At 62.1% G+C, this 13,715-nt stretch carries 12 protein-coding genes; 7 read left to right on the top strand and 5 right to left on the bottom strand.

Going from position 1 to position 13,715, the window contains the following annotated elements; all coding sequences use genetic code 11:
- Nucleotides 1–101: 101 nt before the first annotated feature.
- Nucleotides 102–1,046 carry a penicillin-insensitive murein endopeptidase gene (gene mepA / locus Q3C01_RS25110; RefSeq protein WP_458147978.1) on the bottom strand — a complete coding sequence of 315 codons (945 nt, stop codon included), beginning with the start codon at nt 1,044–1,046 and terminating at the stop codon, nt 102–104.
- A gap of 103 nt (nt 1,047–1,149) precedes the next feature.
- Here mepA and Q3C01_RS25105 point away from each other — a divergent pair, with 103 nt between their 5' ends.
- The 3 genes from Q3C01_RS25105 to Q3C01_RS25095 all read left to right on the top strand — a co-directional run bounded on the left by Q3C01_RS25105 (nt 1,150) and on the right by Q3C01_RS25095 (nt 6,349).
- Nucleotides 1,150–2,793, top strand: coding sequence for a tetratricopeptide repeat protein (locus Q3C01_RS25105; RefSeq protein WP_458147977.1), 1,644 nt, complete (start codon nt 1,150–1,152; stop codon nt 2,791–2,793).
- Between the two features lie 640 nt (nt 2,794–3,433).
- Nucleotides 3,434–5,563 (top strand): sensor domain-containing protein, encoded by a 2,130-nt coding sequence (locus tag Q3C01_RS25100; RefSeq protein ID WP_458147976.1) that lies wholly within the window; start codon nt 3,434–3,436, stop codon nt 5,561–5,563.
- Nucleotides 5,564–5,623: 60 nt separating this feature from the next.
- A complete protein-coding gene (locus tag Q3C01_RS25095) occupies nt 5,624–6,349 on the top strand; it encodes an RDD family protein (protein WP_458147975.1) in 726 nt (241 codons plus the stop codon).
- An 18-nt stretch (nt 6,350–6,367) separates the two neighbouring features.
- Here the strand turns inward: Q3C01_RS25095 and Q3C01_RS25090 are convergent, their stop codons facing one another.
- Nucleotides 6,368–7,519, bottom strand: a complete 1,152-nt coding sequence (locus Q3C01_RS25090) for an acyl-CoA dehydrogenase family protein (RefSeq protein ID WP_458147974.1) — start codon at nt 7,517–7,519, stop codon at nt 6,368–6,370.
- A gap of 282 nt (nt 7,520–7,801) precedes the next feature.
- Here Q3C01_RS25090 and oxlT point away from each other — a divergent pair, with 282 nt between their 5' ends.
- Nucleotides 7,802–9,139 carry an oxalate/formate MFS antiporter gene (gene oxlT, locus Q3C01_RS25085; protein ID WP_458148049.1) on the top strand — a complete coding sequence of 446 codons (1,338 nt, stop codon included), beginning with the start codon at nt 7,802–7,804 and terminating at the stop codon, nt 9,137–9,139.
- 319 nt (nt 9,140–9,458) lie between these two features.
- Entirely contained in the window at nt 9,459–10,016 is a 558-nt protein-coding gene (locus Q3C01_RS25080) for a cytochrome P460 family protein (RefSeq protein ID WP_458147973.1), read from the top strand.
- A 132-nt stretch (nt 10,017–10,148) separates the two neighbouring features.
- Here the strand turns inward: Q3C01_RS25080 and Q3C01_RS25075 are convergent, their stop codons facing one another.
- Nucleotides 10,149–10,877, bottom strand: coding sequence for a helix-turn-helix transcriptional regulator (locus Q3C01_RS25075; RefSeq protein ID WP_458147972.1), 729 nt, complete (start codon nt 10,875–10,877; stop codon nt 10,149–10,151).
- 182 nt (nt 10,878–11,059) lie between these two features.
- On the opposite strand from Q3C01_RS25075, the gene Q3C01_RS25070 reads away from it, so the two are divergent.
- Complete coding sequence (locus Q3C01_RS25070; protein ID WP_458147971.1) at nt 11,060–12,031, top strand: D-cysteine desulfhydrase family protein; 972 nt, start codon at nt 11,060–11,062, stop codon at nt 12,029–12,031.
- A 102-nt stretch (nt 12,032–12,133) separates the two neighbouring features.
- On the opposite strand, the gene Q3C01_RS25065 is transcribed toward Q3C01_RS25070, so the two are convergent.
- The gene (locus Q3C01_RS25065; RefSeq protein WP_458147970.1) at nt 12,134–12,364 is read right to left on the bottom strand and encodes a hypothetical protein; all 231 of its coding nucleotides are present in this window, start codon (nt 12,362–12,364) and stop codon (nt 12,134–12,136) included.
- Between the two features lie 24 nt (nt 12,365–12,388).
- A complete protein-coding gene (locus Q3C01_RS25060; protein ID WP_458147969.1) occupies nt 12,389–12,682 on the bottom strand; it encodes a hypothetical protein in 294 nt (97 codons plus the stop codon).
- 265 nt (nt 12,683–12,947) lie between these two features.
- Between Q3C01_RS25060 and Q3C01_RS25055 the strand changes: the two genes are divergently transcribed.
- Nucleotides 12,948–13,427, top strand: a complete 480-nt coding sequence (locus Q3C01_RS25055) for a GNAT family N-acetyltransferase (RefSeq protein WP_458147968.1) — start codon at nt 12,948–12,950, stop codon at nt 13,425–13,427.
- Nucleotides 13,428–13,715: the final 288 nt, after the last annotated feature.

Below are 13,715 nucleotides of genomic sequence, written 5' to 3'. Positions count from 1 at the left end.
GTGGTGATCCTAGCGCATTCGCGGGGTGCTCGTCATCCCGGGCTCGCTTCGCGCCCCGGGACGACACCGGTGGATTTGGCGGCGGCGTGCTTGCGAACCCGCTACGGCTTCGCGTCCGGTGCGCGCAGCACGGCTTTGCAGGCGGCGGGCATTTGCGCCAGCGTCATCGGCGGCTTCGGCTTGGACGGCTCCGGCGGTGCCTTCGGATGCAGCACGCCGTCGCTGAACCAGTAGGCGAGATCGGACGGCTTGCAGCCTTCGTCCTCGGATTGTGACGGCTGGCTCTGGCATTCGCTGGCGCCGGGCGGACAGCGCATGCGGATGTGGAAGTGATAGTCGTGACCCCACCACGGTCGGATTTTTGACAGCCAGGCGCGGTCGCCCTTGGCCTCGCGGCAGAGCGCTTTCTTGATCGCGGGATTGACGAAGATGCGCTGCACCGCCGGCTCCTGCGCCGCGTCGCGCAGCACCAGCACGTGGCCAGGGGTGAACACTTTTGGATCGATGTCGAGCCGGTCCTCGCGCACCATCATCACCGCGGACATCTCCTCGCGCTCCTCGCGCGAGAGGCGATGGTCCGGCATCGGCGTCAGCCAGATGTCGGCATCCAGACCAATCTGGTGGCTGGCATGGCCCGACAGCGCAGGTCCGCCGCGCGGCTGGCCGATGTCGCCGACCAGGATGCCTGGCCAGCCGGCGTCCTTGTGCGCCTTGGCCGCGAGGCGCTTGATCAGCGCGATCATGTCGGGGTGGCCCCAGTTGCGATTGCGCGACAGCCGCATCACCTGCCAGTTGTCGCCGTTGAGCGGCATCTGCGCCGCGCCGCCGATGCAACCCTTGACGTAGGAGCCGATGACATGCGCCGGCCCCGTCGAAGGCAGCAGTTTGCGCGCGAACAGCTCCTTGGCGCCGATCTTGGGGTCGTTGGGATTGGCGAGCGGCGGCAGCGGTTTTGGGTTAACGCTGCCCTTGTCCTGGGCCAGTGCGCTGCCGGCGTTCAGGAGGATAAGCAGAAGCAGAGGGGGGGCGAGGCGGCAGGGACTCATGCTGCGCCTCTTATACACCAATGAGACCTCGGGGTTAACGTGAACCGGAACAACAAAAACTGATACAAACTCGGGGATACCAGAGGTCACCCAAGGACATTGCATGAGCCCCGCGGATTGGAGATTTTGGAGCGCGCTCTTTGCCGCAACGATGTTCTTAAGTTACTCAGCCGACGCCGCTGGCGAGTGTGACAGTCCGCAAGACCCCGAGGCTGCGATCATTGACTGTACGCAGGGCATCAATTCGGGGCAATGGAAAGGCTCTCATCTGGCGGCCTTCTACACCAATCGAGCTGCCGCCTATCACGCCAAGGGTGACAACGACCGCGCCATGGCCGACTTGAATAAGGCGATCCGCATCGATCCCAAATTCGCCATGGCCTTCCAAAATCGAGGTAACGCCTACCACGCCAAGGGCGACCTCGACCGCGCCATCGCCGACTACAATGAGGCGATCCGACTCGATTCCAAATTCGCCACGGCCTTCCAAAATCGAGGTAGCGCCTACCACGACAGGGGCGACAACGACCGCGCTATCGCCGACTACAGCGAGGCAATCCGGCTCGATCCCAAGCACGGCAACACCTTTGTCGGTCGAGGTATTGCCTTCAGCGACGAGAACGATACCGACCGGGCCATCGCCGACTTCAACGAGGCGATTCGTCTTGATCCCAAATCCGCCATGGCCTTCCAAAATCGAGGGAGCGCCTACCACGACAAGGGTGATAACGACCGCGCCATTGCCGACTACAGCGAGGCGATCCGGCTCGATCCCAAGTACGTCAAGGCGTTCGTCAATCGAGGTAACGCCTTCAACGACAAGGGTGACAACGACCGCGCCATCGCCGACTATAGTGAGGCGATCCGTATCGATCCCACATTCGCCATGGCCTTCCAAAATCGAGGGAGCGCCTACCACGACAAGGGTGATAACGACCGCGCCGTCGCCGACTACAACGAGGCGATCCGGCTCGATCCCAAGTACGTCAAGGCCTTCGTCGGTCGAGGGATGGCGTTTCGCGCCAAGGGCGAGAACGACCGCGCCATCACCGATTACAGCGAGGCGATACGGCTCGATCCCAAACGCGTCGGCGCCTTCCTCGGTCGCGGTAACGCCTTCAGCCACAAGGGCGACAATGACCGCGCCATCGCTGACTATAGTGAGGCGATCCGGCTCGACCCCAAAGAGGCCAACGCCTTCATCATTCGAGGCATCGCTTACCACGCCAAGCGTGATGACGTCCGCGCTATGGCCGACTACAATGAGGCCATCCGGCTCGATCCGGGATCCTATCTCGCCTACCTTGTCCGGGGGCGTTCATATTTCTTTGCCGGCTCAGCCGAAAAGGCGCTGGCCGATCTTAGCCGGGCAAGTGCGAACGCGCCGGAGGATGCCTATTCGGCGTTGTGGCTCGATATCGTCAGTCGGCGGAACAATCTCCCGAGCCGTCTGGCGCAAGCCAGCTCCAAGGTCGACATGACTGTCTGGCCGGCGCCGGTCATCAGATTGTTCATGGACCAGATGACGCCTGCTGCTGTCCTTGCTGCCATCGACGATCCGGACGCCGCCAAGAAGAAGGACAAAGTCTGCGAGGTCAATTTCTACAGTGGAGAGCTTGCGCTGACGAAGGGGGTGAAGGATGAAGCAACCCGCTTTTTTCGTGTTGTGGCCAGCGATTGCCCGCAGGATTCTGACGAACGGGACGCCGCCATTGCCGAACTGAAGGCGCATGGCGCGGTCCCGTGAGCAGGTTTCGCTCGACCTCTCGATTGCAAACGCCGCCGCCGGACGATCCGCCAGCCACGTTGCTGCCGCAGGCTGAAAGATGTCGGATCATCTCGAGACCGGCAAGTTCGACGTGCCGGCAGTTTTGTCCGACCACAACGCGAAAGCTGTTGTGCCCAAGTCGCCGGGTGCTGATTAGGATTCACCTCGAAAAATTCAGCCCCGACGGGGCTGACGGCGGCCTCTCTTAACGCCGCAATAACCCTAAGCTGGATTGATCAAAATTCGTGCGATGACGTCAGGGATCGCCATGCCCTGTATAAAAACCGACAAAATTCGGAATCGATTCATAGGGGCGCGCGTTTTTGCGTCATCCTTCCTTCCGGTAGCGACTACCGCATTCGTCTATCGCGACGCGCAAGGCTCAGCCGCTCTTCAATCCGGCACGAAAGTACAATTCGCGAGGGGACGCCGCGCGGCGCGCCCGGCGGGCGGCGCGCCCAGGATTACTTTTTTTTCAGACACTTGTCGGACAACTTGCGACCGCTAGGCGCGAGTGCGACGAGTGAAGTTCAGTTTGGGATCTCGAAAAGCAAGAAAGCGAAAGCGGTCGGCGCTCACCTGGGCAGCCGGACGATCGCGCGAGCCCGCGACCAAGCGCGTGAAGCCTCATGCTGCGCCGGTCGAGACAGATGCGCTCGTGCAGAGCCGTGCGGAAGCCGAAGCTGCGATCGCGGATGCGCGCAAATCGCATGAACGGCTGCGCCAGGCCATCGACCTCCTGCCGCAAGGCATCGTGTTTCTCGACCCCGAGGGCCGCTACGTTCTCTGGAACAAGAAATATTCCGAGATCTACAGCAAGACCGCCGACCTGTTCGCGCAAGGCGCGCGGCTGGAGGATACCCTGCGCATCGGCGTTGGGCGCGGCGACTATCCGGAAGCCACCGGTCATGAAGAGGAATGGATCACCGAGCGGCTTCAAAAGCTCCGTCAGCCCGGCGCGCGTCACGAGCAGAAGCTGGCCGACGGCCGCGTCATCCTGATCGACGAGCGCCTGACCGATGACGGCGGTGTCGTCGGTCTCCGCGTCGACATCACCGAGCTGAAGCAGCGCGAGGCCTCGTTCCGCCTGCTGTTCGACAGCAACCCCGTGCCGATGATCGTCTGCGCGCTGGACGACGAGCGCATCCTCGCCGTCAACGACGCCGCGGTCGCGCATTACGGCCACAGTCGCACCGAATTCGAGAAGTTGACTATCCGCTCGCTGCAGGCCTTCGACAGCGAGCTGCCCTGGACAGGCGGCCGCAGCAGCGAGGAGCAGGCCGCGCGGACCTGGAAGCATGTGAAGGCCGACGGCGCGCTGATTGATCTGGCGATCTATTCGCGCGAACTGACCTACGCCGATCGGCCAGCGGTGCTGCTGGCACTCATGGACATCACCGAACGCAAGCGCGCCGAGGCGCGCCTTGCCTTCATGGCACAGCACGACGGGCTGACCGGGCTGCCGAACCGCAATCTGCTGCGTCAGCAGATGGAAGAGGTGCTGCTGCATACGCGCCGCAGCGCCGAGAAGGTTGCGGTGCTGATGCTGGGCCTCGACAATTTCAAGGCGGTCAACGACACGCTCGGCCACGCGATCGGCGACAAGCTGCTGCGCGCCGTCGCCAAGCGCCTGCGCTCCACCCTGCGCGACGAAGATGCGCTGGCGCGGCTCAATTCGGACGAATTCGTCGTCGTCCAGGGCGGCCTGTCCCGGCCGGAGGATGCGGTGGGGCTGGCAAAACGCCTGCTGGGGGCCATCGCCGATCCCTATCTGCTCGACGGCCATTCCGTGGTGATCGGCGCCTCCATCGGCATCGCCATGGCGCCCGGCGACGGCGATGAGTCCGAGAAGTTGCTCAAGAGCGCCGACATGGCGCTGTCGCGCGCGAAGCTGGATGCACGCGGGACGTTCGCGTTCTTCGAGGCGGCACTGCATGCGAGGGCGCAGAGCCGCCGCAAGATCGAGGTCGAGCTGCGCGATGCGATCCAGAACGACGTGCTACGGCCATTCTATCAGCCGCTGATCGACCTTTCGAGCGGTCGCATCACCGGCTTCGAGGCGCTGGTGCGCTGGCCGCACGCCGAGCGCGGCATGGTCTCGCCGGCCGAGTTCATTCCGGTTGCCGAGGACACCGGACTGATCAACCCGCTCGGCGGCTTGATGCTGCGCCGGGCCTGCGTGGATGCCGCGACCTGGCCGGACGACGTCCGCGTCGCCGTCAATCTGTCGCCGCTGCAATTTCGCAGCGGCAATCTGCTCTCGATCGTCACCGAGGCGCTGAAGCATTCCGGCCTGCCGCCGCTTCGGCTCGAGCTCGAGATCACCGAGACGCTGCTGCTGGAGAAGAGCGCCCAGGTGCTCGCGACGCTGCACGCCTTGCGCGCGCTCGGCGTGCGGATCTCCATGGACGATTTCGGCACCGGCTATTCCAGCCTCAGCTACTTGCGCAGCTTCCCCTTCGACAAGATCAAGATCGATCAGTCGTTCGTGCGCGACCTCGGCGCCAACCGCGAATCGCAGGCGATCATCCGCTCGATCGTCAGTCTCGGCAAAGGCTTAGGAGTCACCATCACCGCCGAGGGTGTCGAGACCGAGGCCGAGCTGAGCTGCCTGCGCGCCGAGGGCTGCCACGAAGGGCAGGGTTTCCTGTTCTCCAGGGCCCGTCCCAATGCCGAGATCGTCAGCCTGCTCGCGGCGCAGCGCGGCGTCGACGCAGCCGGCGAGGAGAACGCCGCGCTGGTGGCCTGATTGAACCTCTGCGCGAGTCCCGGCGTCTGATGATCGAATCGGATGACGGGATCGGCGCTCATGAGCCTCACTACCCCAGCCACGACGGACGGCCCGCGCTATGCGCGATTCTCGCGGCGGCTGAAGGCTATCCTGCTCGACTGGATGCTGGCGATGGCCCTGCTGTTCGGCGCCGTGGCGCTGGCGAGCAATCTGCAAAGCGACACGGTGGCGCGCGTTCTTGGCATCGCGGTCGTGCTGATCCTGGTGTTCTACGAGCCGGTGCTGGTCTCGCGCACGGGCGGCACGCTCGGGCACTACTGGACCAACCTGCGCATCGTCGATGATGGCGGCGGCAATCTGAGCTTCAGAAAGGCGTTCGCGCGCTTCGCCATCAAGAGTTTGCTGAGCTGGTATTCCTTCCTGACCATGATGGCCACGCGCCGTAACCAGGCGGTTCACGATCTCCTGACGCACTCCACCGTCCAGATCCGCGATCTCACCAAGGCGACGTCATCGCAATTCATCACCGAGCGCCGCGAGCTCGATGACGCGGCAATGCCGTCACGCCTGCGTCGCACCCTGGTGACGATGGCCTATCTCGCGCTCGGCGTTTTCACTTATGTGATGGCGCTTGGCGCCCTGCTGGAACGGGGCTTGCTTTCGAGCGCCTGCCTCGATCGCGACGTCTGCTCGGGCGGCGACCGTATCGTCGGCTTAGCCGTCGGCACAGTGCTGCTCCTGATGCTCGCCCTGGTCATCGGCCTCGGTTGGCGCGGCCTGCTCCCCGGCGCGCGCAGGGCTTAGAAGGGCCGGATCGCAGGCTCAGCCCGCCGACAGGATTGCCCTGCCGACATCCTCATAATGCGTGTCGCGCGCCTGGATTTGCTGGGCGATCGCGTGCATATCGCGAAAGCGCCGCTCGAAGGGATTGCTGCGGAACACCGCGGAGGCGCCTGCCATGTGATAGGCGGCATCGACCACCTTGGCGGACTGTTGGATGGTCCAGGTTGATGCCAGCCGTACGGCCATGCGATGCGGCTCCCTGAATTCGCCGGTTGCGGTCAGCTCGCGCCACATTGCGCCCGCCGTCGCATAGAGATACGCGCGCGCCGCACGCAAGTCGCCTTCGGTGCGGCCGATCAGGCCTTGCACGGCGGCGCTGTCGCGCATCGCCTTCATCGCGAGCGACTGATGTTTGCCACGCGCCAGCGCGATCGCCGCATCCAGCGCGGCCCGCGCAACACCAAGCGACACTGCGGCAAAGCCGAGGCTGTAGGTCGAGCCGGTGCCGAGCTTGTAGAGCGGCCCCGTTTCGCGAAGTGCGGAGGGCACATCACGAAACGCGGTGAAGCGCTCGGGGATGAGGAGATCGTTGACCTCATAGGAATCGGTCCCGGTGCCGGCGAGGCCGATCGCGTGCCAGACGTCGTGCAGCGTCGCGCTTGCGACCGGAAACAGGATGGTGCGCACCTCCGGCGAGCCATCGGCATTTCTGCGTGGCGCCCCGTCGGTGCCGACGATGCGCACATGCGCGCCCAGCCAGCTCGCCTGCCGCGAGCCGGAGGCAAAATCCCAGCGCGCCGTGACGCGGTAGCCGCCCTCGACCGCGTGCGCCTCGTGCGCAACCGCACCCCAGGCGAGGACGCCGGGCGGCGTGTTGAAGATGTCGTGCGCGGTGCCATGGTCGAGCGACGCTGCGATCATGGCACAGACGCTGCACTGGCCGAGACACCAGGCAACCGACGCGTCGGCCTTCGCGACCTCCTCCAGCATCTGCATGAAAACTTCGGGCGCGGCTTCAGTGCCGCCGAGGCTCTGCGGCAGCAGCGCGCGGTAAAGCCCGTTCTCGATCAGTGCGTCGACGACGGGCGGCGTCAGCCGCCGTGTCCGCTCGATCTCGTCCGCCTCGCGCGCGATCAGCGGCGCAATCAAGCGCGCCCGTTCGACCAGGCCAACCCCGGGAGTGACGTTCATTCGCGTTTCCTCGCCCATTCTGGTGTGAGCGGTCAGAAGCGCGATCGTGGTCTATCCAGCGCGGAGGATCAAGGTGATGTTCCCGTCAGGGTTCCGGCCGATCCCTGAATTTTTTGTCGAACCAGTGCGGGAGCAGCGTGCGGTCACCTCCTCCAAAACGTACACGCGGGAAGATCTTTTGCGGCAGCCCGCCTCGCTTCATCCTTCCGTCTAATGGCGATCCCAGAGAAGCTGCGCAACACTTGGAGGGTCAGGGGGTGAAGGAGCGCCCCCATGACTGCGATGTCAGATACCGACCGGCCTGCGGAGCAGGCCTCCGAAGCGACCCGTTGGACTCAATTGATTGTCGGCATCATCTGCATGGTGATGATCGCCAACCTCCAATACGGGTGGACGCTTTTCACCATCCCCATCAGCCAGAAGCACGGCTGGAACCTGGCCTCGATCCAGGTGGCGTTCACGCTTTTTGTGCTGTTTGAAACCTGGCTCGTGCCATTCGAGGGCTACCTCGTCGATCGTTTCGGGCCGCGGATTATTGTCTTTGTAGGTGGGTGTCTTACCGGACTCGCCTGGATCATCAATTCCTCCGCGGATTCGCTGACGATGCTGTACATTGCCCAGATCATCGGCGGTGTGGGCACGGGCGCCGTTTACGGCACCTGCATTGGCAATGCACTCAAATGGTTTCCCGACCGTCGTGGCTTCGCGGCCGGACTAACGGCCGCAGGCTTCGGCATTGGTTCGGCTCTCACGATCGTTCCCATTCAAAAGATGATCTCGACCCATGGATACGAGGCCACATTCTTCACTTTCGGCATAGTTCAGGGCTTGGTCGTAGTGGTGCTGTCGTTGTTCCTGTTCGCACCGCGCCATGGACAAACTCCGCAAGTCTCGACCAGCAGGTTCGTCCAGCAAAGTCTTATTCAATACAAGCCGCTACAGGTCCTCAAAGAGCCGACGTTCTGGGTCATGTATGTGATGTTTGCGCTGATGGCAGCGGGCGGGTTGATGGCAACGGCGCAACTCAAGCCCATCGCCAAGGACTTCCATCTCGACACCGTGCCGGTCACGCTCATTGGCATCACTCTGCCTGCGCTGACATTTGCGTTGACGATCGATCGCGTTCTCAACGGACTGACGCGACCCTTCTTTGGCTGGGTTTCCGATTTCCTCGGGCGTGAAAACACCATGTTCATCGCCTTCCTGCTGGAGGGCATCGGCATTTGGGCTCTGTACGTTTATGGGCAGAACCCCCTGGGGTTTGTGCTTCTGAGCGGAGTCGTGTTCTTCGCCTGGGGTGAGATTTACAGCCTCTTTCCAACCACCTGCACCGATTGCTTTGGTGCGGCGTACGCCACCACAAATGCGGGCTTGCTCTACACGGCGAAAGGAACGGCCTCATTGCTGGTGCCGCTCGCCAACGTGCTGGTGATGGAGACCGGAGGCTGGAAAGGCGCTTTCATCATTGCCGCGCTGTTCAATGTTATTGCCGCCCTGATGGCCATCTTCGTTCTCAAGCCGATGCGGCAGGAGTTGGTGGCGCGCCGGAGCGACGAGGCCGCGTGGGTCGCCGGGGCGCAGCCGGAGCATATTCCGCATGCATCACGTCAATCCGGTTGATGCGGTGGTTCTTCTCGACTTGCGGGAGAAGGCGGACTGAGCCTCCATCGCCTGACGCCAACGGCTTAATCGGTACACGGCCCGCTCAAACCGGCTCTTTCCGGCCGGTCAGCCCGAACACGATCATCACGATGCTGATGCCGCCGACGGCGCCCGCAAGCGGCGCGTTCGCCCCGTTTCGTAATGCGCAAATCCATGCTGTACTCACGTTCCCGGTGAGCAATGGTCGGCGCTGTTCGGAGAGGGAAACGCGACGACGCAATTTCCAACGGAGTGATCGATCGTCATCGTCCGCTAAACCAACGAAGGAGATGCGACAATGAAAAAACTCACGCTGATTGGTCTCGGTACTTCGGCGTCGATCGTCGTTTTCACGGTTGGTGCCGCGATTTCCGCGCAGGACAAGTACACGGTGCAAGTACCAAATGGGCTCGCGTTCTCCGAGTTTAGAGGATACGAAGATTGGCCAGTGATCGCGATCAGCGAGAACGGCGGCGCGATCGCCGTGATCGTGGGGAATCAGGCAATGATCGATGCTTACAGGGCAGGCGTGCCCGGCAATGGCAAGCCTTTCCCGGACGGTGCCAAGATGGCGAAGATTCACTGGATCCCAAAAAAGCAAGAAACATACCCTGGTCAGCCAACGGTGCCGGGCACCCAGCATGACGTTGATTTCATGGTGAAGGATAGCAAGAGGTTCGCGGATAGTGGCGGATGGGGATGGGGCGCGTTCGACTACGACGCGGCGTCCGATACCTTTAGCCCCTCCACAGAGGCGAGCACTCCGCCGCAGGAACATGACGCGAAGTGCGGGTTCGCGTGCCACACGGTGGTGCAGAGCCGCGATTACGTTTTCACGGAATACGGCAAGAGGTGATTGTTGGGATTGCTCCAGCCCGATTGGTCCGAACCGGTGCTCGTTCCGGATTGAGGCCGAAGCCTGAGGCACGGGCTGCTTATGGGGACGCAGCCCGGTCATTGGCTCGGGCCGCATTTACGCTAGAAACGCTCACGGCCGGATGATCCTGTCGCGCATCGCAATCATCACGGCCTGCGTGCGGGTTACCGCACCCAACTTCTTGCAACAGTTCTTGATGTGCTCCTTCACCGTCCGCTCGGTTATATTCATTGTCTCTGCAATCTGATCGCTCGTCCGGCCGATGGCCGCCAGCGTCAGCACCTCGCGCTCGCGCTCCGATAGGATGATGTGCGGCAAATCGGGCGTGCCGCGCAACCTCAGCACCCGATCAAACGCGTACAGCGCCATGAAGTGCAGCGCAGGCAGTTCATGCTCTGGCAACTCGACCTCGTGGCCGCCGAACCATACCTGGCCCAACCGGCCAGCGGGTGAGGCAACCGGGACCACGTAGCCATCCTGCAGGCCCCAATCCCGCGCCCGCTGCACCATCTCGACAGTCCTCAATTCAAGCCGCGCGTCATAAGGGGCTTCCTTGACCCATCGAAAGGGTCGAGTCGCCGTCCTGGAATGTCGGACAGCAGGATCAGCATGAACGTAATCGTTGTCGATATAGTGCTTCACCCAACCGTCCGGGAACTCGTCACCAAGGATAATATCTTCGGTGCGTTCGTTTGCTCTGAGGGTGACGAAGCTGAAGCAGAAATACTCGACGCCGTGCTGCCTGAGCGCTTCGCGCAATGCATCCATGATGCCTGCAGTCGCGGGAATCTGCTGCAGCTTATCGACGAACTCAAATGCACGACTGCGAATGTTCTCCACTGGCTCTCTCTCGGTTGAGTGGCAGTCTCGGAATGCTTCGCTCGGCCCTTGTAACATGGCGGGCGCCTCCCCGCGAAGGCGGTTGCGGACCCCTTGCGGAAGTCGGCAGCCTCTGTACTCTCAACGACATGACGAAAGGAGACGCATCGGCTCTGGCCTCCAAGCTGTCGGTGTTTCCGCGCTTGGGGCTCGCGAGCCTGCCCACACCTCTCGAGCCAATGAGGCGACTTGCTACGTATTTGGGCGGGCCACGCCTATGGGTCAAGCGTGAGGACGCGACCGGTCTTGGCTTTGGCGGCAACAAGCTGCGCAAGCTCGATTACGTCCTTCACGATGCCATCGCATCCAAGGCTGATGTGCTGGTCTCTGGTGGCGTCGTCCAGTCCAACAGCCAGCGTCAGGTCGCTGCCGCGGCAGCCAAGCTCGGGATGGAGTGCCATCTTGCCGTCTATCACGGTCGTGTGGCTCCGCCGACCGCTGAGTATGAGACTTCGGGAAATGCGCTGCTCAACCGGTTGTTCGGTGCACATCTCCATGATGTGCCGTGGACAGGAAATCGCAACGCCGCGATTGAGGAACTGGGAAACCGGCTCAGGGCAGAAGGTCGCCGGCCCTACTTCGTGCCATACGGCGTTTCCAGTCCACTCGGCGCGATTGCCTACGCATCGACGATCGTGGAGCTCGCGGAGCAGTCGCAGGCACTCGGCATTCGCCCCGCTGCGATCGTGCATTGCACCGGCAGCGCGGGAACACAGGCCGGTCTCGTTGTCGGGGCATCGGTTGCGATGCCTGAGACGCGGATCATCGGTATCGACATCGATGCCGAACCGGTGCGCGTGCGTGCCGACGTCATCACCTACGCAAGAGCCGCAGCCGATTTGATCCGCACCGAGTTCGACGAGAACGATGTCGAGGTTGTCGCGGGGCACGCCGGTCCGGCTTATGGCTTGCCGCATGCCGCCACCATCGAGGCCATCAAGCTTGCGGGTTCGCTCGAAGCCCTGCCCCTGGACCCAGTTTACTCCGGGAAGGGATTGGCCGGCTTGATCGCGCTTGTTCGGGCAAGGCGATGGCAACCCGACGCGGATGTTGTTTTCATTCATACTGGCGGCGCCCCGGCTCTGTTTGCCTACCAGAGTGTGCTCGGCATTTGATCGGTCCATTCGCTCGTCCGCTCAGGTCTCGAGCGGCGGCTGGCGGATGTCGGCCACTCCGCCGCTCTCAGGGGATAAGATAACCTGACTAGTCGCGTCAGTTTACGCGGCGCGTTCCTTGTCTGACCGTTCCTTTACGGCGGTCGCGGTTTCGTCCAACTCCTTTTGGTAATTGCCCGCGAACCTCTCAATACTATCGGCCCACATCCTCAGCATTGAGACCTGAAAGTGCATGATTGGCTTCAAGGCATTCATGCCGATCGCTGTTGCTGACGAGATGCGGCTCTGTGAGTCGCGCGCGAAACGGTTTGCGTTAGCGGTCTGGTCTGCCATGCTGTTCGCTCCTTCGCTCTGGTGTTATGGCCTAAAGCCGAGTGTCTGCTGTGCACTGCGTGACTCCAGACAATCGGCCAACACGCGATCTGCAGCGAGTCTCGCAGCTCGGTCGTCATGCAGTGCGTCCAGGTTCTTCAAGTAGGCGACTGCCGCTATCTGCAAGAGATCAAAATCGTGTTGACCCGTATCCCGCAGATTGGTGACGTAGCTATAGAGAGTGGAACGCCTGTTGTCGTTCTCGCTGACACCGCTGTGGAGCAGCAAGTAGTTCCGCCAAGCGAACGCACACGCGCCTTCCGTGGCCTGATAAGTCATGCGCACCTCCCTAAAGGCCAGAGAAAGACTGACGCTCCTTTTCGTTCCGCGGAACTCTCAGATGTAACGTTGTTCCGTTGCCGCGCCGCGAGGTGTTTGCAGGCGGCCGATCTCGACGCTGCACAGAATCCGCCGAAAATTACCCAGAGGAGAACAATGTCTTTCGGCCGGTTGCTGTCTGCGCTGGCAACTGGCTGTACCCGCTACAGTCCCTTGAAATTCGATCGGCTCCGGCTATTTGAGCGATGTGGAACAGGGATCAGCCATGACAAGCAATCGAGTTAGGCCTGCACGTGTCGACGAGGCCGCGGAGCTTACCGAAATCTCGGTGCGCGCAACGAAGCACGACGGTTACGACGATGACGCCATTGCGCGCTTCATGCCTGGACTCAAGATCAACCTTCCGCTTGTTGCAGCAGGGCTGGTGTTTGTGGCTGAGGGTGAAGCCGGGACTCGGCAGGGCTGGGTGGCTGCAAGACCGACGGGAATTGGAGGCTATATTCTACTGGAGGGCATTTATGTTGATCCAGCCTTTTCGCGGAGGGGCGTTGGCACCCGGCTTTTCGCGACTGCTGTGGAGCTTTCGAGAAAGATGGCAGGAAATGTGATCCTGATTAACGCGAACCCGAATGCCGCCGGTTTCTACACCCGTCTTGGCGCCAACAAGATTGGCGCTACGCCGTTCGTATTTTCTCCTGACGTGCAATTATCGATGCTTGCCTTTGAAATCCCGAGAAGAATTTAATCTGGTCAACGCCGAAACTAGCAGCGGCGCGAGCGCTCGCGCCACGTTCGATCAAGCCAAATCCGGAAAGTTGGGTGATCCGCGCCCATTCTTGTCGTGACCTGTGAGGGCGGGATGGCGGTCTATCCGCGGCGACGCGTTAGTGTCGAGCCCGGCATTTCCCCTACGGCACAGAAGCGGACATCAACCGGCCGATGGCCCGGCCGAGTCAGTCGAAAATGATGTGGTGGACGACGCCCGCTCCCGGCATCGAATGTGCCAAAGGGTGGTCGTTGAAAAACGAATCAC

The sequence above is a fragment of the Bradyrhizobium sp. UFLA05-109 genome, from assembly GCF_054185165.1.
The sequence above is the reverse complement of the archived record's forward strand: the minus strand, read 5'-3'. Positions and strand labels throughout refer to the sequence as shown.